The organism is Mycobacterium sp. NPDC003449 (assembly GCF_053588415.1).
In genome coordinates this window covers 1-22018 of record NZ_JBSFPX010000068.1, presented here as the reverse complement: position 1 = coordinate 22018, position 22018 = coordinate 1, and the positions used below count along the sequence as shown (strand labels likewise).

General features: G+C 69.0%; 22 protein-coding genes and 1 pseudogene. 8 read left to right on the top strand and 15 right to left on the bottom strand.

Annotated elements, in window-relative coordinates:
• Positions 1–62 precede the first annotated feature (62 nt).
• Together ACWDTP_RS18390 and ACWDTP_RS18385 are read left to right on the top strand one after the other, a co-directional pair.
• Positions 63–1391, top strand: coding sequence for a maltokinase N-terminal cap-like domain-containing protein (locus ACWDTP_RS18390; RefSeq protein ID WP_450022272.1), 1329 nt, complete (start codon positions 63–65; stop codon positions 1389–1391).
• 41 nt (positions 1392–1432) lie between these two features.
• Positions 1433–3451, top strand: coding sequence for an MFS transporter (locus tag ACWDTP_RS18385; RefSeq protein ID WP_450022251.1), 2019 nt, complete (start codon positions 1433–1435; stop codon positions 3449–3451).
• 117 nt (positions 3452–3568) lie between these two features.
• Here the strand turns inward: ACWDTP_RS18385 and ACWDTP_RS18380 are convergent, their stop codons facing one another.
• The 13 genes from ACWDTP_RS18380 to ACWDTP_RS18320 form a co-directional block, all read right to left on the bottom strand.
• A complete protein-coding gene (locus ACWDTP_RS18380; RefSeq protein ID WP_450022249.1) occupies positions 3569–4657 on the bottom strand; it encodes an acyl-CoA dehydrogenase family protein in 1089 nt (362 codons plus the stop codon).
• An 8-nt stretch (positions 4658–4665) separates the two neighbouring features.
• Positions 4666–5826 (bottom strand): acyl-CoA dehydrogenase family protein, encoded by a 1161-nt coding sequence (locus tag ACWDTP_RS18375; RefSeq protein WP_450022247.1) that lies wholly within the window; start codon positions 5824–5826, stop codon positions 4666–4668.
• Between the two features lie 168 nt (positions 5827–5994).
• On the bottom strand, positions 5995–6816 hold the full coding sequence (locus ACWDTP_RS18370; RefSeq protein ID WP_450022245.1) for an ABC transporter permease: 822 nt from the start codon (positions 6814–6816) through the stop codon (positions 5995–5997).
• Positions 6806–7633 carry an ATP-binding cassette domain-containing protein gene (locus ACWDTP_RS18365; protein WP_450022243.1) on the bottom strand — a complete coding sequence of 276 codons (828 nt, stop codon included), beginning with the start codon at positions 7631–7633 and terminating at the stop codon, positions 6806–6808. Before ACWDTP_RS18365 ends, ACWDTP_RS18370 begins: the two co-directional genes overlap by 11 nt.
• Positions 7630–8100: a MarR family winged helix-turn-helix transcriptional regulator gene (locus ACWDTP_RS18360; RefSeq protein ID WP_450022241.1), complete on the bottom strand. Its 471-nt coding sequence runs from the start codon at positions 8098–8100 to the stop codon at positions 7630–7632. The genes ACWDTP_RS18365 and ACWDTP_RS18360 overlap by 4 nt, the downstream gene beginning before the upstream one ends.
• 250 nt (positions 8101–8350) lie before the next feature.
• Complete coding sequence (gene glgX, locus ACWDTP_RS18355; RefSeq protein WP_450022239.1) at positions 8351–10516, bottom strand: glycogen debranching protein GlgX; 2166 nt, start codon at positions 10514–10516, stop codon at positions 8351–8353.
• Between the two features lie 72 nt (positions 10517–10588).
• Positions 10589–11140, bottom strand: a complete 552-nt coding sequence (locus tag ACWDTP_RS18350; protein WP_450022237.1) for an isochorismatase family protein — start codon at positions 11138–11140, stop codon at positions 10589–10591.
• A 21-nt stretch (positions 11141–11161) separates the two neighbouring features.
• Positions 11162–12448: a hypothetical protein gene (locus ACWDTP_RS18345; protein ID WP_450022235.1), complete on the bottom strand. Its 1287-nt coding sequence runs from the start codon at positions 12446–12448 to the stop codon at positions 11162–11164.
• Positions 12445–12909 carry a hypothetical protein gene (locus ACWDTP_RS18340; protein WP_450022233.1) on the bottom strand — a complete coding sequence of 155 codons (465 nt, stop codon included), beginning with the start codon at positions 12907–12909 and terminating at the stop codon, positions 12445–12447. Before ACWDTP_RS18340 ends, ACWDTP_RS18345 begins: the two co-directional genes overlap by 4 nt.
• Entirely contained in the window at positions 12906–13073 is a 168-nt protein-coding gene (locus ACWDTP_RS18335) for a hypothetical protein (protein ID WP_450022231.1), read from the bottom strand. Before ACWDTP_RS18335 ends, ACWDTP_RS18340 begins: the two co-directional genes overlap by 4 nt.
• Before the next feature lie 9 nt (positions 13074–13082).
• Positions 13083–14930, bottom strand: coding sequence for a hypothetical protein (locus ACWDTP_RS18330; RefSeq protein WP_450022229.1), 1848 nt, complete (start codon positions 14928–14930; stop codon positions 13083–13085).
• Between the two features lie 70 nt (positions 14931–15000).
• Positions 15001–15810: a DUF427 domain-containing protein gene (locus ACWDTP_RS18325; RefSeq protein WP_450022227.1), complete on the bottom strand. Its 810-nt coding sequence runs from the start codon at positions 15808–15810 to the stop codon at positions 15001–15003.
• An 86-nt stretch (positions 15811–15896) separates the two neighbouring features.
• The gene (locus ACWDTP_RS18320; RefSeq protein WP_450022225.1) at positions 15897–16190 is read right to left on the bottom strand and encodes a hypothetical protein; all 294 of its coding nucleotides are present in this window, start codon (positions 16188–16190) and stop codon (positions 15897–15899) included.
• A gap of 121 nt (positions 16191–16311) precedes the next feature.
• Here ACWDTP_RS18320 and ACWDTP_RS18315 point away from each other — a divergent pair, with 121 nt between their 5' ends.
• From ACWDTP_RS18315 to ACWDTP_RS18295, 5 genes are all read left to right on the top strand, one after another.
• Positions 16312–16842: a hypothetical protein gene (locus ACWDTP_RS18315; RefSeq protein WP_450022270.1), complete on the top strand. Its 531-nt coding sequence runs from the start codon at positions 16312–16314 to the stop codon at positions 16840–16842.
• A 21-nt stretch (positions 16843–16863) separates the two neighbouring features.
• Positions 16864–17322, top strand: a complete 459-nt coding sequence (locus tag ACWDTP_RS18310) for a PPOX class F420-dependent oxidoreductase (protein ID WP_450022223.1) — start codon at positions 16864–16866, stop codon at positions 17320–17322.
• A 248-nt stretch (positions 17323–17570) separates the two neighbouring features.
• Complete coding sequence (locus ACWDTP_RS18305; RefSeq protein ID WP_450022221.1) at positions 17571–18818, top strand: glycosyltransferase family 4 protein; 1248 nt, start codon at positions 17571–17573, stop codon at positions 18816–18818.
• Complete coding sequence (locus ACWDTP_RS18300) at positions 18812–19534, top strand: class I SAM-dependent methyltransferase (RefSeq protein ID WP_450022219.1); 723 nt, start codon at positions 18812–18814, stop codon at positions 19532–19534. Before ACWDTP_RS18305 ends, ACWDTP_RS18300 begins: the two co-directional genes overlap by 7 nt.
• 33 nt (positions 19535–19567) lie before the next feature.
• Positions 19568–20611, top strand: coding sequence for a prenyltransferase (locus ACWDTP_RS18295; RefSeq protein WP_450022217.1), 1044 nt, complete (start codon positions 19568–19570; stop codon positions 20609–20611).
• Positions 20612–20622: 11 nt separating this feature from the next.
• Here ACWDTP_RS18295 and ACWDTP_RS18290 read toward each other — a convergent pair whose 3' ends face one another.
• Positions 20623–21294 (bottom strand): class I SAM-dependent methyltransferase, encoded by a 672-nt coding sequence (locus ACWDTP_RS18290; protein ID WP_450022215.1) that lies wholly within the window; start codon positions 21292–21294, stop codon positions 20623–20625.
• A gap of 53 nt (positions 21295–21347) precedes the next feature.
• Here ACWDTP_RS18290 and ACWDTP_RS18285 point away from each other — a divergent pair, with 53 nt between their 5' ends.
• Positions 21348–21917, top strand: a complete 570-nt coding sequence (locus ACWDTP_RS18285; RefSeq protein ID WP_450022213.1) for a TetR/AcrR family transcriptional regulator — start codon at positions 21348–21350, stop codon at positions 21915–21917.
• A gap of 1 nt (position 21918) precedes the next feature.
• Here the strand turns inward: ACWDTP_RS18285 and ACWDTP_RS18280 are convergent.
• Positions 21919–22018, bottom strand: a pseudogene (locus ACWDTP_RS18280) (IS481 family transposase); the annotation flags it as partial.

Here is a 22018-nt window from a genome sequence, read left to right as displayed (position 1 = left end):
GCCCGGCGGGTGTCTCATCGGGCCGGAGTGGGTACGTTCTAACACTGATGGAGCACACCCAGATGGCCATCGCGCTCGGCGAGTGGCTGCCCCGGCAACGCTGGTATGCCGGCCGCAACCATGAACTGCGCTCGGCCACCCCCGGACTGGTGGTGACGCTGCGCGACGGACTCGAGTTGGTGTTGCTCGACGTCGCCTACGGCGACGGCAGCTCCGAGCGCTATCAGGTGATCGTGGGGCGCGGCGGCGCACCGGGCGACGGGTATGGCGCGATCGCGACGATCGGGTCCAGCGGTGGGGGCAGCGGTGGGGGCAGCGGCGGGCCCAGCGGTGCCTACGACGCCCTCTACGACCCGGACGCCGCGGGCTACCTGCTGTCGTTGGTCGACGGGTCGGCGACGGCGGGCCCGGTGCGGTTCACCCGCGAACCCGGCGCCGAACTGCCGCTGCGGGCCGAGCCCCGGATATCGGGCGCCGAGCAGAGCAACACCAGCGTGGTCTTCGGTGCCGAGGCCATGCTCAAGGTGTTTCGCCGGATCACCCCCGGGCTCAACCCGGACATCGAACTCAACCGAGTCCTGGCTAGGGCAGGCAATCCGCATGTGGCCCGGCTGCTCGGATCGATCGAAACCGATTGGCACGGCGAAACGTTCGCCTTGGGCATGGTCACCGAGTTCGCCGCGGACTCGGCCGAGGGCTGGGATATGGCGACCGCGAGCACCCGTGGGTTGCTCGCCGGCGGAACCGGCGAGGACTTCGCGGCCGAGTCCTACCGGTTGGGTCAGGCGGTGGCCTCGGTGCACCTGTGTCTGGCGCGCGAGCTGGGCAGTGAGTCCGTGCTGTTTCCGGCCGAGGCGATGCTGCGGCGGCTGGCCGGCGCGGCGCGGACGGTACCCGAACTGCGGCCGCATGTCCGGTCGATCGAGCAGCGCTATCGGGAGCTGGCCGGCGAGCCGGTCATGGTGCAGCGCGTGCACGGCGATCTGCATCTCGGCCAGGTGCTGCGCACCCCGCAGCGCTGGCTGCTGATCGACTTCGAGGGCGAGCCGGGCCAGCCGCTCGCCGAGCGCAGGCGCCCCGATTCGCCGGTCCGCGATGTCGCGGGCGTTCTGCGGTCCTATGAATACGCGGCATATCAAGGCCTGGTGGATCGGGGCGCCGACGGGGCGGACCAGGCCGGGCAGCCGGCTGCCAGGGAATGGGTGGAGCGCAACAGCGCCGCATTCTGCGACGGATACGCCGCGGTGGCCGGTACCGATCCGCGTGGGCGGGCCGGACTGCTGGCGGCCTACGAGTTGGACAAGGCGGTCTACGAGGCGGCCTACGAGGCGCGGCACCGGCCCGGCTGGCTACCCATTCCGCTGGGGTCGGTGGCCCGTCTGCTGAGCTGAGAATTTTGCATAGGCACTCTAATCAAATATAGTCCTTTAGTATGCCTAAGATTCACTCCGGCCGGGCGGCCAACGGTGGGCCGCTGATCGCGGTGCTCGCGGCGGCGGGAATCAGCGTGTCGCTCATGCAGACATTGGTGATCCCGCTGGTGCCGCAGCTGCCGGACCTGCTCGGCACCAGCCCGGCCAACGCCTCGTGGGCGATCACCGCGACGCTGCTGACCGGTGCGATCGCCACGCCGGTGCTGGGCAGGCTCGGCGATATGTACGGGCCGAAGCGGATCCTGGTGCTGTGCGCGGCCATGCTCGTCACGGGATCGGTGGTCGCGGCCGTTACCAGTTCGCTGATCCCGCTGATCATCGGGCGCGGACTACAGGGGTTCGGTGCCCCGGTCATCCCGCTGGGCATCAGCGTGTTGCGGGCCGCGCTTCCGGCCGAGCGGGTCGGCAGCGCGATGGGCCTGATGAGTGCGTCGCTGGGTGTCGGTGGCGCCCTGGGGCTGCCGCTGTCCGCGGTGATCGCCGAACACCTCAACTGGCATGCGCTGTTCTGGTGCGCGGCCGCCCTCGGGTTGATGTCGGCCGTGTTGTTCGCGCTGCTGGTGCCCGACATCGCCCCGGTGTCCAAGGACCGGTTCGACCCGCTCGGCGCGCTCGCGCTCGCCGCGGGCCTGGTGCTGTTGCTGCTGCCGATCTCCAAGGGCGCGGCCTGGGGTTGGGCCAGTCCGATGACGCTCGGCATGTTCGGCGCCGCGATCGCCACGTTCGCGGTGTTCGGCTGGTGGCAGTACCGGGCGCCGTCGCCGATCGTGGACATGCGGACCACGCTCAAGCGCCCCGTGCTGATGACCAACCTGGCCTCGATCGCGGTGGGCTTCGGCATGTTCGCGATGAGCCTGATCGGACCGCAGCTGCTGCAGCTGCCCGCGGGCCACGGGCTGGGCCAGAGCATGATCGCCGCCGGTCTGTGGATGGCGCCGGGTGGCCTGGCCATGATGGTCGCCGCTCCGGTGGCCGCCAGGGTCATCGCCGCGCGCGGACCGAAATTCGCGCTGATCGCCGGCAGCGTCGTCATCGCCGCCGGATACCTGCTGGGCACCCAGCTGCTCGGCAGCCCGGCCGGGGTGCTGGTGTTCAGCCTGATCGTCAACGTCGGGGTGGGATTCGCCTTCGCCGCCCTGCCCGCACTGATCAACGCGGCCGTGCCGGTGTCGGAGACCGCGTCGGCCAACGGCATCAACACCCTGGCCCGCTCGCTCGGAACGTCGACCTCGAGCGCGGTGATGAGTGCGGTCCTGGCGCAGATGACCGTCACCGTGGCCGGGCACGCGCTGCCCTCGATGAGCGGATTCCGCACCGCGCTGCTGATCGCCGCGCTCGCCGCCGTGGGCGCCGTGCTCATCGCATTGGCGATCCCCAGGGTGGCCGGCCCGGCGGCGGCCCCGCGCCCGGCCGGGCCTGACGCGCCGACTGCGCTGCCGGACCGCCGGATTCACGATCTGGAGGCCGCACTGACCAGCCTTGGCCAGCATTCCGCGCTCGGTGTGCAGGTGGACGGCGGGACGGTGGCCGGGGGCCGTTGGCTGGACCGGGCCGGTTATCTGGTGATGAGCCGGATCCAGGCGGAGGGCGCGGTATCGCTGGACTCCCTGGCGCACGCACTCGGCGCCCAGCCGGCCGACGCGGGCCGGCGGGTGTCGGTGCTGGTGCGTGACGGGCTGGTCCGGGCGGATGTCAGACCTGGTGAGGCGACCCGGTTTTCGCTGACCCCGATGGGGCGGGACCGGCTGGCCCGCCAGCGCGCCCGCAAAGTGCACGGCCTCGGCCGGGCGGTCGCCGGGTGGGAGGACGGCGACGTGGCCGCGCTGGTCGGTTACCTCGGCAGGCTGAGCACGGGCATCGAACGCCGCCCCCGCGAACACCTGCCCGCACCGGAACCCGATACCGAACGCCTGCCGGTCCGCAGGCCGCGGCCCGCGGGCCCGCCGGGGCATCCCGGCCACGCGCACCGGCCGGACAGCACCCGCGGCCGCTGGACCGGCGCCGGCGCCAGGGTGTGATGCGCCGGGGCCCCTTTCCTCCCGCGAGTTTTCTCCCGCGAGCAGACGCGGGGGTACCCGGGAACGCGCTTTCCCGGGTACCGGAGTGTCTGCTCGGCGGAGAAAAGTGGGTGGGCGCTACAGCGTGACGATCTCGTAGCCGTCCAGCTGACCGATCAGGGTGCGCAGCTGATCCGCCGACGACCCGAGCGTGTGCTCGATCGCGGTGAGCCGCGCCGCATAATGCCCGACCGGGTACTCCGCGGTGACGCCGATGCCGCCGTGCAGCTGGATCGACTCCTGCGAGATGTGCCGGCCCGAGCGGCCGATCTGCAGTTTGGCCCGCGCCGCGATCACCGGATCGAACTCACCGTCGGAGATCGACATCGACGCGTACTGACCCATGCTGCGGGCCAGTTCGAGCGACATGTACATATCGGCGGCCCGCTGGGTCAACGTCTGGAACTTGCTCAGCGTGACGCCGAACTGCTTGCGCGCCTTGAGATAATCGGTGGTCAGCCGCAGCGATTCGGCCATCGCGCCCACCGCCTCGGCGCACAGCCCGGCCGAGGTGCGGACCAGGGCGCGGGCGATCGCCTCGGTGGCGTCGGTCGCCGAGCCGAGCGGTTCGGCGGGGGCGCCGTCCAGCCCGATCTGCGCGCCGCGCTGACCGTCGAAGGTGCGGTAGGCCCGACGCTCGGCCGCCGCGGCGTCGACCAGGAACAGGCCGGTGCCGCCGTCGGGTAGGGCCGCGCTGACGATCAGGGTGTGCGCGGTGTCGCTGGCCAGCACCGGGTTCTTGGTGCCGGTGACCGTCCACGAATCACCCTGGCGCACAGCCGTGGCGGGCTCCACGCCGCGCGCATTGGCATGGGCGAATGCCAGCATCCGCTGCCCCGCGGCGACCTCGTCGAGCAGCCCGCGCTGCGCGTCGGTGCCGATCTCGGCGATGATCGAGCCGGGCACCAGCGCGCCGTGCAGCACCGGTTCGGGCGCCAGGCTGCGCCCGAGTTCGTTGAGCACCACCATGATCTCAAGCTGGCCGCCCGCGTCCTCTTCGAAGCCGAGGCCGAGCACCCCGATCTCGGCGAGCTGTTTCCATACCTCGGCGCTGTAGCCCGGATCGGACTCGATCACCTTGTTGCGCTTCTCGGTGTCGTAGTCCGACAGCACATCGCGGGTGGTGTCGGCCAGCAGGGTCTGTTCGTCGGTTAGCTGAAAGTCCATGAGTCAACTCACAATCCGAGAATGGTGGACGCGATGATGGTGCGCTGTACCTCGTTGCTTCCGCCGTAGATCGAGGTCTTGCGGTAGTTCAGATAGTGCGGTGCGGCCTGCTGGGCCCATTCGGGGGAGGCGATGGCCTCGCCTGCCTCGTACGGCAGCGCATCGGCACCGGCCACCTCGACCAGAAGCTCGGTGGCGGTCTGCTGCAGCTGGCTGCCCCGGAGCTTCAGCACCGACGACGCCGGGCTCGGCTTACCGTCGGCGGACTCCGAGGTCACCCGCATCTGGGTGAGCTCCAGTGCCAGCACGTCATTCTCGGCCTCGGCGAGCCGCGCGGCGAACAGCGGATCCGACAGCAGCCCCGATGCCTTGGCCCGCTGTTTGACATCGGCGAGCCGGACCTTCGTCCGGGCCACCTGGGCGATCCCGGTGCGCTCGTTGCCCAGCAGGAACTTCGCATACGTCCAGCCCTGGTTCTCCTCGCCGACAAGTTGATCGGCGGGGACCCGGACATCCTCGAAGAACACCTCGTTGACCTCGAAGCTACCGTCGATCAACTTGATCGGGCGCAGCGTGATGCCGGGGGTGTTCATATCCATCAACAGGAACGAGATGCCCGCCTGCCGCTTGGGCGCCTGCGGGTCGGTGCGGACCAGGCAGAAGATCCAGTCGGCGTGCTGGCCCAGCGTGGTCCAGGTCTTCTGGCCGTTGACCACGTAGCTGTCCCCGTCGCGGATCGCGGTGGTGCGCAGCGAGGCCAGGTCCGAGCCCGCCTCGGGTTCGGAAAAGCCCTGGCACCACCAGATGTCCAGCGCGGCCGTCGGCGGCAGGAAACGTTCCTTGATCTCCTGGGAGCCGAACTCCGCGATCACCGGGCCGACCATCCTGGCGTTGAAGGTCAGCGGTTCGGGGACGCAGGCCAGCTGCATCTCGTCGAGCCAGATCTGGTGCTGGTTGGGGGTCCAGTCCTTACCGCCCCACTCGACCGGCCAGTTCGGCACGGCCAGCCCATGCTCGTGCAGGATCTTGTGCGCGGTGACGATGGCGTCCTTGCCGAGCGGCAACCCCAATCGGTTCCGTTCGCGGATCTCCGCCGGGATCTCGGTGGTGTAGAAGGTTCGGAGTTCGTCACGGAAGGCCGTTTCCTCCGGTGTGAGCGCAAGCTGCATGATCGTCTCCCTGCTCGGTGGACCTGCCTGCACACTAAACCACCGGTTGGTTGGGCCGCGTGACGGTCCGCCCGAGGTAGCACCGCGAGCGACCCTGCAGGTACAGCATTCACGGCGGGTCGGCGTACAGACACGGTCGCTCGCGGTGCCAAGGTGGCCCCGGCGGAGTTAACGGACCAGGCGGCGCAGCAGGGTCGATGCGGCGGCGACGCCGAGCACCGCGGCCACGATCAGCACCGCGATGTCGAGTGCCCAGTTGGTCGGGGTGCCGATGAGCAGGCCCCGCAGTGCGTTCACCTCGTAGCTGAGCGGGTTGACCGTCGACAGCCAGCGCAGCCAGCCGGGCATGATGTCGACCGGATAGAGCGAGTTGGACGCGAAGAACAGCGGCATGGTGATGGCCTGCCCGATACCCATCAGCCGATCGCGTTTGCGGACCAGCCCGGCCAGCGTCATCGACAGACAGGCGAAGAACGCCGCGCCGAGCACCACCACCGCCATGGCGGCCAGGATCCGCAACGGGTTGACCGTCATCGCGATTCCCATCAGATACGCCAGCGCGACCACCCCGAGCACCTGCACCACCGAGCGCACCCCGGCGGCGAACGCCTTACCGGTGACCAGTGCCGAGGCCGGCGCCGGGGTGACCATCAACTTGGCCAGGATGCCGGCGTCGCGGTCCCAGATGATCTGGATGCCGTAGAAGATCGAGATGAACAGCGCGGACTGCGCGATGATCCCCGGCGCCAGAAACGTCAGGTAGGGCACGCCGCCGGTGTCGACCACGTGCAGCCGGCTGAAGGTCTGGCCGAAGATCAGCAGCCACAGCGCGGGCTGGACCAGTCGGGTGAACAGTTCGGTGCGGTCGTGGCGCAGCTTCTGGAGTTCGACGAGTGCGAACGCGACCACCCGCAGGGCCAGGCCGCGAACGCGGCCCAGCCCGCGCGGGGCCAGGACGAGGGTGGGGGCCGGGGTGGCGTCAACTGACACGGCGGGCTGTCCTCCTGCTCGAGCGGACCTCTCGGATCCCCGACTCCGCGCCCGTCTCGTCGGCCAGATCGGATCCCGCGTAGTGACGGAAGACGTCTTCGAGGGTGGCGGCGTCGGAGTCGTCCGGGGCGGGCACGGTCGCTTTGAGTTCGTCGGGCGTGCCGACGGCCTGCAACCGGCCGTGGTGCATGAGCGCCACCCGGTCGCACAACGTATCGGCCTCGGCCATGTAGTGCGTGGTGAGCAGTACCGTCATCCCGAACTCGGCCTGCATATGCCGCACCTGGGTCCAGACACTGTCACGCGCAATCGGATCCAGCCCGACCGTGGGTTCGTCCAGCAGCAGCAGTAACGGCCGGTTGACCAGCGCCTGGGCCAGTTCGAGCCGGCGCACCATACCGCCGGAGTAGGTGCCCGCGACGGCCTCGGCCACGTCGAGCAGCTGCATCGACTCGAGGGCCGCGCTGACCCGCTCGCGGCGTTCGGCCCGAGGCACGTCGTACAGGCGCGCGAACAGCTCGACGTTCTGGCGGCCGGTGAGGGCGGCTTCGATCGAAAGCTGTTGCGGCACATACCCGATGTTGTGACGGATGTCCATGGTGTGTTTTCGGGTGCCGAGCCCGAAGATCTCGACCTCGCCGTGCTGCACCGGGGTCAGGGTGGTGAGCACCCGCACCACGGTGGTCTTGCCCGCGCCGTTGGGTCCGAGCAGGCCGAGCGTCTCGCCGGGGCGGACCTGCAGATCGAGGTCGTCGACGGCGGTGAATCCGCCGTAGCGGTGGGTCAGGTGCCTGCAGTCGATGGCCGGTGTGGTCACATGTCCTCCTCGTGCAGTAGACGGGTCAGCTCGGCGAGCGCATCCAATCCCCGGCGCAGATCATCGATCTGAGTGTCGTCGAGCCTGGTCAGGACGGTCGAGAGGGCGGCCCGGCGGGCCGCCCTGGATTCGTCGGCGATGCGCTGGGCCGACGGGGTGAGCCGCAGCCGGCCCACCCGCCGGTCGGTGTCGTCGACGGTCCTGACCAGCAGGCCCTCGGCGACCAGGCGTGAGACCAGGGTGGACGCCGTGTTGGCGACCAGGCTGAGCTCGGCCGCGGCCTCGCGCACCGAGATGCCGGGCCTGCGGCCCACCAGGCGCAGCAGCTCACCCTGGGACTGGGTCAGCCCGGCCGTATCGAAACCCCCGCCGGTGGAGCGGCGCAGCTGCCTCCTGAAGCGCCCGACGACGTTGAACAGATCGCCGACGAGTTCCGGATGCTGCGTCTGGTCGGGGCGGGTGCGCACCCGCCAACAATACCTCTGAAACAGAGGTATTTACGAACGGAAGGGCGGGCGAAACGTGAGAAGAGGCCGCAGCCGTGGCCGCAGGATGGTTGCCGCCGCTCTTCGGCTTCCATCCCCGGCCCGCCCGGCCGGTGGTGCCGAGCAGTAGCTCGACACCTGCTTAGGCGGCCACGGCTGCTACTTCAGAAACGTACCATACCTCCTGGTACGGCAGCGGATATCGACGCGGTGAGCAACGTTTACGAAGGCGTCAATTTCGTTCGGTCCGTAATACCAGCGTGGCCCTGGCATCGACGCTGACGCGCGAGCCCGCAGGGATCGGCTCGGTGCCTGCGTTTGCCGCGGTGTCCACCACCGGTACCCACTGCTCGCCGAAATCCTTCGGCGGTAAGGCGAACTCGATCGGCTCGTAATGCGCGTTGAAGCACAACAGGAATGAATCGTCGAGGACCTGCTGGCCGCGGATGTCCGGGTCGGCGATGCCGTGGCCGTTCAGGTACACCGCCAACGACTTCGCGTAGCCGGTGTCCCAGTCCTCGGAGGTCATGTCCGAACCGTCGGGGGCGAACCAGGCGATATCGGGAAGCCGCGGCGCGCCCGATTCGCGGACCGGCCTGCCGTTGAAGAACCGCCTGCGCCGAAACACCGGATGGGCCGCGCGCAGCGCCGATACCGACCGGGTGAACTCGATGAGATCGGTATCGGCTGTGGCCCAGTCGATCCAGGCGATCTCGGTGTCCTGGCAGTAGACATTGTTGTTGCCGCCCTGGGTCCGCCCGAGCTCGTCACCGTGTGAGATCATCGGAACACCCTGGGACAGAAGCAGAGTCGTCAGGAAGTTGCGCTGCTGACGGGCCCGCAGCGCGTTCACGGTCTGATCATCGGTGGGGCCTTCGGCACCGCAGTTCCACGATTTGTTGTTGCTCTCGCCGTCCCGGTTGTCCTCACCGTTGGCGTCGTTGTGTTTATCGTTGTAAGACACCAGGTCCCGCAGGGTGAAGCCGTCGTGCGCGGTGACGAAGTTGATGGATGCGAACGGACGGCGCCCGGTCTGCTCGTACAGGTCCGCCGAGCCGGTCAGCCTGGAGGCGAACTCGTCGAGGGTCGCGGGCTCGCCGCGCCAGTAATCGCGCACGGTGTCGCGGAACTTGCCGTTCCACTCGGTCCACTGCGGCGGGAAGTTGCCGACCTGATAACCGCCGGGGCCGACATCCCACGGCTCGGCGATCAACTTGACTTGGCTGACGATCGGATCCTGTTGCACGAGCTCGAAGAACGCACTCAGCCGGTCGACATCGTAGAACTCCCTGGCCAGTGTCGCGGCCAGGTCGAACCGGAACCCGTCGACGTGCATCTCGGTCACCCAGTACCGCAGCGAGTCCATGATCAGCTGCAGCGAATGCGGATGGCCGACGTTGAGACTGTTGCCGGTGCCGGTGTAGTCCATGTAGTAGCGCTTGTCGTCGTCGACCAGCCGGTAGTACGCGGCGTTGTCGATACCGCGCATCGACAGCGTCGGGCCCATGTGGTTGCCCTCGGCCGTGTGGTTGTAGACCACGTCGAGGATCACCTCGATCCCGGCGTTGTGCAATTCCCGCACCATGGCCTTGAACTCCTGCACGTGGCCGCCCGGTGTGGCGCTGGAGCTGTAGCGGGGATCGGGGGCGAGGAACCCGATGGTGTTGTAGCCCCAGTAGTTCGACAGCCCCTTGTCGGCCAGCGTGGAATCGTCGACGAAATGATGGACGGGCATCAGCTCGATGGCGTTGACGCCCAGCGACTTCAGATGCTCGATGATCGCCGGGTGGGCGACCCCGGAATAGGTGCCCCGGAACTGCTCGGGGATGTCGGGGTGGGTCTCGGTCAGGCCCTTGACGTGAGCCTCATAGATCACGGTGTCGGCGTACTCGTGTCCGGGCGGGTGGTCGACGCCCCAGTCGAAATACGGGTTGATCACCACGGCCTTGGGCATGTTGGCCGCCGAATCGTCATCGTTTCGGCTGTCCGGGTCGCCGAAGTTGTAGGAGAACAACGGCTGCCCCCAGGCGAATGATCCGTCGATCGCCTTCGCATACGGGTCGAGCACCAGCTTGTTCGGATTGCACCGGTGCCCGGCCGCCGGATCGTACGGGCCGTGGACGCGATACCCGTACCGCTGACCCGGCTCGATGCCGGGGATGAAGCCGTGCCAGACGAATCCGTCCACCTCGGGCAGCCGGATCCGGGTCTCGCGCAGAGTCCCGCCGTCCCGGTCGCCGGCCACCTCGTCGAACAGGCACAGTTCGACCTGCTCGGCGACCTCGCTGAACAGGGCGAAGTTGGTGCCGGACCCGTCGTAGGTGGCCCCGAGCGGGTAGGCCCGGCCACGCCATACTTCGTGTCCGGTCTCGGGCGTCGGTTCAGCGGGTTGTTGCACAAGATGACCTTACGGGCAGTCGGCGCCCGGCGCCGCCATAACCCCGGTCGATAGGCATTGACCTGGCGGAACCTAATCGATTTCGATGCCGACAGAACGCATTTCGTCCAGCGCCGCCGCGGTGGTGGCCGGCGAGACCCCTGCGGTGAGACCGGTCAGCACCCGCGTGGTGAACCCGGCCCCGGCCGCATCGCGAGCCGTGGCCGCCACACAATGGTCGGTCGCGATGCCCACCACGTCGACCGTGTCGACGCCGCGGCCGCGCAGCCAGTCCGCGAGCGTCGCCCCGGAATCGTCGGCGCCCTCGAAGCCGCTGTAGGCCGCCGAGTGGTGGCCCTTCTTGAACACCGCCTCGACCGCGGAGGTCGCCAGGTCCGGGTGGAACTCGGCCCCCGGAGTCTCGGCGACGCAGTGCCGGGGCCAGGACACCCGGTAGTCCGGGGTCTCGGAGAAGTGCTCACCGGGGTCGATGTGGAAATCCTTGGTGGCCACGACATGGTCGTAGCCGTGCTCGCCGGCCAGCAGGTCGGTGACGGCGCGGGCCACCGCGGCACCGCCCGCCACCTCCAGCGAGCCGCCCTCACAGAAGTCGTTCTGGACATCGACGATGACGAGGGCCCGCATGGTCCCATTGTGCACCGGTCGCTACCCGCCGAACAGCAGATACAGCCCGGTGAAGGTGTAGCCGACCATCACCAGCATCATCGCCAGCTGCCCGGTCAGCTGGTGGCGCTTGGGTAGCAGCGCGAGGGCCCGGTCGTGCGCGGCGAGCACCCCGGCCACATGGCCGGCCAGCACGAAGCCGACCTTGAGGCTGGCCAACAGCGACGGGTGAAGGGACAGAAAGTAGTTGGGCGCCGCCCCGTCCCATCCGAGCAGCAGGATCACCGTGTGCTGGCCGCGTTCGACCAGATACGACAGGTAGTGGGCGAACACGTAGCCGATGACGATCGGGATCAGCGAGTGCGCCAGCAGACCCGGAAGCTCGCGGCGACGCCGCCGGTCGACGCCGCCGGTGGCGCGGGCGGCCAGCCAGAAGGTGACCGCCACCGTGACGGCGAAGACCAGCAGACCCGCGGTGCGGATCAGCGACGCGGTGAATGCGGAGGTGGAATGGGCGTCGACGAAATCGCGCCATTGCGGCATCGCCGAGAAGCTGTCGAACGCCGTCGAGCCCAGCAACACCGCGAGCACGGCGACGACACCGGGGCGCACCGGCAGGGACGGCAGATGGTCGAACGGGTTACCCACGACGATGCGTCCGTTCACGCGGCGCAGCGGCGACATCCGCGAGGCCACCATGCTGTACACCTCGAACGGGTCGGCGTTCGACAACCACCGCTCACCGCAGCACAGGGCGCCCGCGAAGGTCACCGCGAGATATCCCAGCAACCAGATCCGGATGGCCGCAAGGGATCCCGGATCCGGGCTGGCCAGCTCCAGCCAGACGAACCCGAACAGACCCGCCGCGGCCGGCCAGTAGCCGAGCCGGGCCGGATACCGGCGCGGGCCGCGGGGCAGGACCCGGTACACGGTGCGCACCGGGGAGATGACCCGCCAGACCGGGCCCACCGCGACGGAGAGCGCGACCAGCCCCACCCACAGCAGCACGTAGAAGACACCGGGCAGCGGGTTCCTCGCATCCTGCGGCCCGAGGAACGCCGCGACCGCCACCCATCCGCCGAAGGCGAGTGCGAGCAGGCCGACGATCCCCCGCACGGCGGGGGAGTCGACGGCCCGGGTGAGGTCGCTGGGCAGCGGCAGGCCCGGCTTGGCCGGGTCGAAGCGTGGCCGCCGCCAGGCCAGCGCCACCACGGCGAATGTGAACGTCAGCGCCCACGCCGCGCCGATCAGCGCATAGGTGTACGGAATCGGGAGATCGGTCGAACCGCCCAGGCCATGGGCCAGTATCGCGGTCCGGTTCGAAGTCACTGCTGCACTTGCACGCTGGCGATGACGCGGTTCAGCTGATGGAGCTCGATGTCGACGGTGCCCGGCACGTCGGCGGTGAACTGGAACTGCTGGCCGCTGCGCGGCTCGACCTTGAACGTGTGCTCGGGATTGGAATGCACGTGCAGTTCGTCGGCGGCATCGCTGTCGACCCGCACCACGATCGGTTGTTTCACCTTGGCCTGCAGCTGCTCATTGGTGGGGGTCACCTGGCCGCCCTTGACGGTCACCTCGATGACAAGGCGGTCCGGGGCCTTCTGCTGATCGGTCATGTCCCCCGGGCTGACCGTGGACTCCGATGGGCTGGCCGGGGCGGCCGAGCTGGATGCGGCGGTGCCGGTGTTGTCGGTGCCTTCACCGCCTCCACAGCCGGCGGTGGCCAGTGCGAGTGCGGCAGCGAGGCCGGCGAGGACGACGGGAAAACTGCTTCTACGGTTGGTCACGGTGAACCATCTTCGCCTGCGCCGTCCTCGTCCTCACCTTGAGGCGGGTCTCCCCGGCGCCGGTCCCGCATGGCGATGTAGACCACCACGCCGACCACCACGACGGCCGGGGCGAACGCCGGCAATGCCAGCAGCAACGTGTGGTCGGCGTGATAGGTGGGCATGCCGGCCGATCAGGCCTGGGGCTGGACGGGTCGAGGTTGGCCGGCCTGGCTGCTCGCGCCCAGCTCGCGGGCGTTGATCCGGCCGGCTCCCCAGGTCAGTCCGGCGATCAGCACCAGGGTGCAGACCAGGACCACCAGCGAAGCCACGGTGTAGAGCCAGGTCGGGTGATTCAGGTTGCGTTCGCGCTGCAGCAGGGTGATCTCCTGGACGAATTCGCGGGAACCGGACGCCTGCGCGGGGGTCTCCTGAGCGCCGATGCCCGGATCGGCGGGCAGGAAGATCGGCACCCCGGCCATGGTGGTGCCGTCCTGCACCCGCAGCACCGTCTTCCAGCTGCCCGACACCGGGACCGGCCGGGTGGAGCGGTAGTGGCCCTGGCCGACTTTCGCCAACCGGTCGACGACGAGCCCCCGCTGGTTAGCCAGCCCACCCTGCCAGGCCAGGATCGACACCCATTCGGGGTCGTCGCCGACCAGGCCGGCAGGTGTCAGCCGCACGTCGGCCGATACCAACCGCTGCCCGCCGGCATCCGAAACATCGGTCAAGGTGACGGTGGCACTGGCATTTTCGGGCACCTCGGTACGCAGACCGTTGGCCACCGCGCCGCCGATCACCAGGACGGTGGCGACGACGACCGAGATGCCGACGGCGGGCCGGGGCAGCGGCCTGCCGGTGAGGACCACCGCCAGCAGGGCCCCGCACAGACCCATCGCCACCGCGACCGGGATCGCCATCGCCAAGGCCTCGCCCCACATGCCGGTCGGCCACGGGTAGCGGTAGACCGCCCCGATCCACAATGACTCCAACCACAACCCGACGGTCGCCACGCCGAGCCCGCTGACCGCACCGAAGACCATGGGCCGCTTGACAAGTGGCGTCAACGCCAGCAGCTCCACCACCAGGGCGGGCCCCAGATACATGGCGAACCAACTGATCGGGGCTCCCAGCACCGGGCCGACGACGAACGCGACGGCGCCACGCAGCACCACCGCGAACCCCGCGGCGATCAGCGCGGCACCCGGTCCCAGCACCAGCCGCGCCGCGACCGCGGCCAACGCCGCCGCGGCCGCGATCATCATCGGCTGCAGCACCAGGCGGAACTGCTCCACGCCGAAGTCGTACTCGATCTGGAACACCGAAAGGCCGATGAACAGGCCACCGAACGACAGGTAGTACAGGAACTTGTTGAACTTGCTGTCCTCGGGCACGTCGGGGCCCATCGCCACCCGGCCCTCGTGCTCCAGCAGCAGCACCGCGATCAGCGACAGCCCCGCCCCGCCGATCAACATCAAATGGGTTGGGCCCCACAGGGTGACGTCCTGGCCGAAGATCCGGTGCCAGATGTCGTCGAGCGGGAAACCGATCAGCGCATACAGCCCGCACAGCGCCATCAGCACCCCGCCGACCGGCGCGTACCAGGTGCGGGTGATCCGGATCGCCGCCGGACCGGGCTTCTCGTACGGCAGCACGATCGCCATCGAACCGGCGATGAACAGCAGGAACAGCCCGATCAGGATGAAATAGTGGGCGGGGTTGGCCAGCGGCCCGGCGTCGCGTCCCTTGCCGATGTGCAGGCTGACGTCCCAGATGAACCCGAACAGCGCGCAGATGATGGTCGCGGTGAACAGGAACACCTGCAGGGCGACCCACGGTGGGCGGTGGAATTTGCGGCCAAGCCACTCGGCGAAATCGTTCAGCCAGGTGATGCGCCGGGTGCGGTGCAGGTAGCCGATCCACAACAGGACCACCGTCACCACGAAAGCCGCGGCCGACATGCCGATCACCTGGTCGAGGGCCGCGCCGCCCCCCTCGGTGCCCGCCGCGGCCGTCACCGAGATATCGGAGGAACCGGTCATGCTGCCCACCCACTGCCTTGCCGGAGGGAATGCGGTTGCTGGTGATGTTGCCAGAACCGGGCAGCCGAAATCAGGGCTTCGTGCGGTTGCTCCACGGCGTCACCGGGCGCTCGCGGCGGACGCCGTCGACGATCACGTCGACGTGCTCGTCGTAGAAGCAGATCCGGTCCCGGACCGGCTCGGCCTCCAGCAGCGGTTCGTGATAGGTCCAGGCCACGTCGGCCGGGCCGCCGGGCAACGAGAAGTAGGCGGCCCGGCCCTTGTAGGCGCAGTAGGTCACGGTGGGGCTGGGGGCGAGTGCCGCGGTGACGTCTTCGCGGGGCAGATAGCAGCGGGTCGGCAGCGAGGTCTCGAACAGCAGCGCGGACCGGGTGGATTCGGCGAGCGGGCGGCCGTCGAGTTCGATCCGGATGTGACGGCGGCTGCGCAGGACATCGATGCGATGGAACGGGTCGTGCGGGTGGGCGACGATGTGCTCGTCCTCCTCGCGCCACTCGAAGGTCGCGAAGTCCAGGATCAGATAGCCGGCCAGATCCGGATCCTCGGGCTGGTAGGCCGCCGCGGCCCCGGTCTCGTCCCCGGCGATCACGTCGAAGCCGGTGCCGGGACAGGTGTGTTCGGTGAACGGCACCGACGGGTCGAGGAATCCCGGTATCGCGTCGTCGCCGCTGTCCCCGCCCGCCGGGACCAGCTGGGCGGTGAAAGCGTCGCGCGGCACCGCGTAGGTGGGGACGACCCGCCGGGGCTCCCACACCAGGACGGCGTCGCAGGTGTCGGCCACCGGTTCCCCGCCGAGGCAGACCCGAATTCGCTTGGCAGTCGGCTGATATCGCAACGAATCCAGCGCTTGTGCCAGCAGGTCTGCCATCTTCGCGGCCATCCGTCCATTATCGGCCCCGCCCGCCGGTCCTGCCGGAAAACCACCGAGCCCCCGCCGTCGGGCGGGGGCTCGGGCTGCCGTGGGTCCTACTGGACGTCGACGTACACCGTGCGCTGGGTGATACCGGCGACCATGGTGTCGGGGCGGCCGTAATGGGTTCCCGGACGTACCGCGAGGACCGAGGCCTGCTCGAGCGGCGCCGAGCCGACCCGGTTGACGATCACCTTGTAACCCCGCGCCTGCAACTCCCTGATGGTCTGCTGGGCGTTGCCCGAACCGCTCGGTGCGGCCTGGGCGGGTGCGGCGAGTCCGATGACGGCGGCCGCCAAGCCGCTCGCGGCGACGGTAGCGACCCCGAACCGTTTACCTGCCGTATGCATTTTCCTTCTCCTCCTCTGCTGTTCGCTAAGCTGCGAGATGTCTGGTGAAACGAGCAGGTCGGCGGATTTGATCTCCGATGGCGGTAATTGGTTGACCGATGTCGGGATCTGTGGGCGGACGATGAAACTGGCGGGGTTGCGGCAACGCGACGGGGTCACCTGCGGGCCGACGGTCGCCATCGTCGCGAGCGCGCTGCTGGATCCGGGGCGCCGGGCCCGGTTGCTGCGGCCGGACGGCGAACAATGGTTCGCCGGGGAGCAGGGCCGCATCCACGCCGAACTCAACCGGGTATGGCCGCGACGGCTGGGCGCCACCCCCGCGGGGATGGCCCGTGCCCTGAGCGCAGCGGCCGCCGGGCGTGGAGTGCGCTACCGCTGGAGGCGTTTCCGTGGTTCGCGGGACGGGTTGGCCGATGTGGTGCGCGCCGTCGGGGGTGGGTGGCCGGTCGCGATGCTGATCGGAGCGCGCGGCATACCGAGGCACTGGGTGCTGATCGTCGGCCTGGTCGACGGCACCGACACCGAGGATGTGCTGGCGTGCTACGAACCGTCCTCGGGACGGGTGGTGGACGTCGGCATCGCCGCGGTGCGCGTCGCGCAGATCACCGGGCTCGGGTTTGGCCGGCCGTTCGCCTTCGTGCTGCCCAGGTGACCGGGGACTATCGTCGGCGGCATGGCCCGAAAATATGCGACCGCGGACACGGTAGGTATCGACGAGCTTCTCGATTTCGTCCGTCCGCGACATCGGATGGTGCTCACCACGTTTCGCTCCGACGGGTCGCTGCAGAGTTCACCGGTGACCGGCGGGGTCGACGACGGGGGACGGATCGTCGTCGCCAGCTATCCGCAGCGGGCCAAGTCGGCCAACATCCGCCGCACCCCGCGGGTGAGCGTGACGGTGCTGTCCGACGAGTTCAACGGTCCCTATGTGCAGGTCGACGGCGACGGTGAGGTGATCGGGCTGCCGGACGCCGTGGAACCGCTGGTCGACTACTTCCGCGCGATCTCGGGCGAACACCCGGACTGGGACGAGTACCGGCAGGCGATGGTGGACCAGGGCAAGTGCCTCATCCGCATCACACCGAAACGCTGGGGCCCGGTCGCCACGGGCGGCTTCCCGCCGGAGCGCTGATGCGTTGAGTCTGCGTTCAGGGCGGGGCTTTCTCGGTGTTTCGCGCCCTCACCGCAGACTCGATTTCTGGCTAGTCGAGTGCTCAGCACGTGCTTGCGGGAACCGCACGAAATAGCGGCGGGCTAGCGGACGCGTTGCGTCGACTAGCAGGTCAAACTATAGTCTGGACACATGTCCAGAGGATTTGGAGCCGGTGCGTGAGCCGGTATTCCCAGTTCAGCGCGATTTCAGCCGCCGGGTGAACTGATATGCGTATCGCGTTGCTGTCGTATCGGAGCAAGACGTATTGCGGTGGCCAGGGCGTCTACGTGCGCCATCTGAGCCGCGGACTGGCCGAACTCGGACACGACGTCGAGGTGTTCTCGGGCCAGCCCTATCCCGACGGCCTCGACCCGCGGGTGCGGCTGACCAAGGTGCCCAGCCTCGATCTGTACCGCGAACCCGACCCGTTCCGGGTACCGCGGCCGAGTGAGATCCGCGACCGGATCGACGCACTGGAACTGCTGACGATGTGGACGGCGGGTTTTCCCGAGCCGAGGACGTTCACCATGCGGGTGGCCCGGATCCTGGCCGGGCGGCGCGACGAATTCGACGTCGTGCACGACAACCAGAGCCTGGGTACCGCACTGCTCACGATTCCCGACCTTGGCCTGCCGGTGGTGGCGACCGTGCACCATCCGATCACCCGGGACCGGGTGCTGGATGTCGCGGCCGCCAAGTGGTGGCGTAAACCCTTGGTGCGCAGGTGGTACGGCTTCGCCGAGATGCAGAAGAAGGTCGCCAGGCAGCTCCCCGAACTGCTCACGGTGTCCTCGTCCTCGGCGACCGACATCGCCGAGGATTTCGGGGTCCGGCCCGATCAGCTGCACATCGTCCCGCTGGGTGTCGACACCGAACTGTTCAAACCCGCCGCCCAGCGGGTGAGTGGGCGGATCATCGCGATCGCCAGCGCCGACGTCCCGCTCAAGGGCGTCAGCCACCTGCTGCACGCGGTGGCGCGGCTGCGGGTCGAACGAAACCTGGACGTGCAGCTGGTGTCCAAACTGGAGCCGAACGGCCCGACCGAGAAACTCATCGCCGAACTCGGCATCTCCGACATCGTGCACAGCTCCAGTGGATTGTCCGACGGTGAGCTGGCCGGCCTGCTGGCCTCGGCCGAGGTGGCCTGCATCCCGTCGCTGTACGAGGGGTTCTCGCTGCCCGCCGTGGAGGCGATGGCCAGCGGCACCCCGATCGTGGCCAGCCGGACCGGGGCGCTGCCCGAGGTGGTCGGCGAGGACGGCGGGTGCGCGCGCCTGGTACGCCCGGCCGACGTCGACGAGCTCACCTCGGTGCTGGGCGGGTTGCTGGACTCCCCGCTGGAGCGGCGCAGGCTGGGGGAGGCCGGCAGGCAACGTGCGGTCGACGTCTTCAGTTGGGAATCGGTTGCCGCGCAGACAGTGTCGGTGTATGACCTGGCCCGTGATCGGATGGGGAAGACTGTGAAGCCATGCTGACCGTCGATTTCGACCGGCTCGGCGTCGGCCTCGGCACCACGGTGATCGATGTCGGCTGCGGTGCGGGCAGGCACACGTTCGAGGCGTACCGCCGCGGTGCGGACGTCATCGGATTCGACCAGAACGCATCGGATCTCAACGATGTCGACACCATGCTGGCGGCCATGCGCGAAGAGGGTGGCGTGCCGCTCTCGGCCAAGGGTGAGGCGGTCAAGGGTGACGCGTTGGCCCTGCCCTATGAGGACGGCAGGTTCGACTGCGTGATCGCCTCGGAGATCCTCGAGCACGTCCCCGAGGACGACCGGGCGATCGCCGAGCTGGTCCGCGTTCTCAAACCCGGTGGCTCGCTGGCGATCACGGTGCCGCGCTGGCTGCCGGAGAAGGTGTGCTGGCTGCTGTCGGACTCCTACCACGCCAACGAGGGTGGCCACATCCGGATCTACCGGGCCGATCAACTGCGGGACAAGGTGCTCGCGCACGGCCTCACGCTGGACCATACTCATCACGAGCACGCCCTGCATTCGCCGTACTGGTGGCTGAAATGTCTGGTCGGCACCGAGAAGACCGATCACCCCGCGGTGAAGGCCTATCACCAGCTGCTGGTGTGGGACATGATGGGCAGGCCCTGGCTCACCCGCACCGCCGAGTCGCTGCTGAACCCGGTGATCGGCAAGAGCGTCGCGCTGTATTTCACCAAACCCGGCGCCGACGGCTAGGCCCGGGCGTTGCGACCCCTCGAGATCCCCGGCGTGCCAGGTGTCCTGGCGCCCGAAGCGTGCCTGCAGACCGCCCGGTCGATCGCCTCGACCCAGGAGGCCTCCGGTGCCCTGCCGTGGTTCGATGGCGGGCACACCGATCCGTGGGACCACGTCGAGAACGCGATGGCGCTGACCGTCGCCGGGTTGATCGAGCCGGCGCGGGCCGCCTTCGACTGGTGCCGCACCGTGCAGCGTGCCGACGGATCGTGGCCGATCCAGCTGCGCCGTGGTGTCGTCGAAGATGCCAACAGCGACAGCAACTTCTGCGCGTACATCGCCACCGGCGTGTGGCACCACGTGCTGGTCACCGGGGACCGCGGATTCGCCGAGACGATGTGGCCCGTGGTCACCGCGGCGATCGAGTTCGTGCTGGGACTGCAGGCGTCGAGCGGTGAGATCTACTGGGCGCGATCCCTTTCCGGCCCGGTGGAGGAAGCGCTGCTGACCGGCTGTGCGAGTGTCTACCACAGCATCCGCTGCGGACTGGCGCTCGCGGACTATCTCGACGATCCGCAGCCCGAGTGGGAGGTCGCGGTCGGGCGGCTCGGGCACGCCATCGCCGAGCATCCGGAATCCTTCTCCGCCAAGGACACCCATGCGATGGAGTGGTACTACCCGGTACTGGCCGGCGCGTTGCGCGGCGGCGCCGCCAGGGCCAGGATCGACGACCGGTGGGACGATTTCGTGGTGGCAGGCCTGGGGATCCGGTGCGTCGATCACCGGCCGTGGGTGACCGGCGCCGAAACCTGCGAGCTGGTGATGGCCCTGGACGCCATCGGTGACACCCGGCGGGCACACGAACAATTCGCCGCCATGCACCACCTGCGTGAGGCCGACGGATCCTATTGGACCGGGCTGGTTTTCGCGGACGGCAAACGGTGGCCCGAGGAGCGCACCACCTGGACCGGAGCCGCGATGATCCTGGCCGCCGATGCGTTGTCGTCGACGACTGGGGCCAGCGGGATCTTCCGTGGCGTGGGCCTGCCCCGAGGGCTGGAAGGCGAGTACGACTGCGCGTGTGTGGCGGGCAGGTAGGCCGGCGGCAGTCAGTCCAGCTGCCCGGGTTCGCCGGATACCCGCTCCAGCACGCGCATCGAACCGGTCGCCGAGACCTCCCGGAACGCGCCGGTGTCCAGCGCGCGGCGGTAGATGTGGAACGGCGCCTGGCCGCCGTCGTCGGGGTCGGGGAACACATCGTGGATGATCAGCCTGCCGCCCACCTCGACCCAGCGGGCCCAGCCGTCGAAATCGCGCTGCGCCGCCTCCTCGGTGTGCCCACCGTCGATGAACAACAGCCGCAAGGGAGTTCGCCACGCCCCGGCCACCACCGGCGACCGTCCGACCACGGCGACCACATGCTCGTCGAGGCCGGCCGCGTCGAGGGTGTGGCGCAGGGTGGGCAAGGTGTCGAACAGTCCGGTCGTCGGATCGACCAGCGTGGTGTCGTGGTACTCCCAGCCCGGCTGGTGTTCCTCGGAGCCGTGGTGGTGGTCGACGGTGTAGAGCACCGAACCGGTCTCCTGGGCCGCGGCGCCGAGCATCACGGTCGACTTGCCGCAGTACGTGCCGATCTCCACCCCGACCCCGCCGGCCAGACAGGCCACCGCGGCGTCGTAGAGCGCCCGGCCCTCATCGGCCGGCATGAAGCCGATGACCTGCTCGGCGAGGCCGAACAGACGCTCGGCGCGGGGCGGCAGGGCGGTGTCGGCGCGACTCATGGGTGACAACATACCGTTGCTGGCCCACCGCAGTTGTAGTAGCGTCCGGACACGTGTCCGATCCGGCTCTGGAGTCGACTCGTCGCCGCCTCAGCGCGCGGCAGGCCGATACCGTCGAACGTCTCGGCCTGGCGGCGGTCGCACTGATCAGCCGGGAGGGGTTCACCGGGCTGACGGTGCGCCGGGTGGCGGCCGAGGCCGGGGTCGGGTCCGCGACCGCCTACACCTACTTCTCCTCCAAGGAACATCTTGTCGCCGAGGTGTTCTGGCGCCGGTTGTCCTCGGCCGCACCCACCGAACATGAATCGGACGATCCGGCGACCCGGGTGGTCGAGGTGCTCGAGCACATCACCTCGCTGGTGGCCGATGAGCCCGGATTCGCGGGGGCCGTGACCAACGCGCTGCTCGGTAAGGACCCCGACGTCGACGTGCTCCGGCAGCGCATCGGTGCCGAGATCCGGCTACGGCTGGTGGCCGCGCTCGGACCGGATGTCGCGCCGGATGTGATCGAGGCGCTGGAGCTGCTGTACGCGGGCACGCTGGTGTGGGCGGGCATGGGCTACGAGGCCTATCCCGAGATCGCCCGCAGGCTGCGGGCGTCCGCGCGTCTGGTGCTGGGCTGAGCTAGCTGTAATTCCCGGCCAGGTTGTGAACGCGTAGGCGTTCGATGGGGGTAAGTCCGCCGATACCAGTGTGGGCTCGGTGGTGGTTGTAGTGGTGCAGC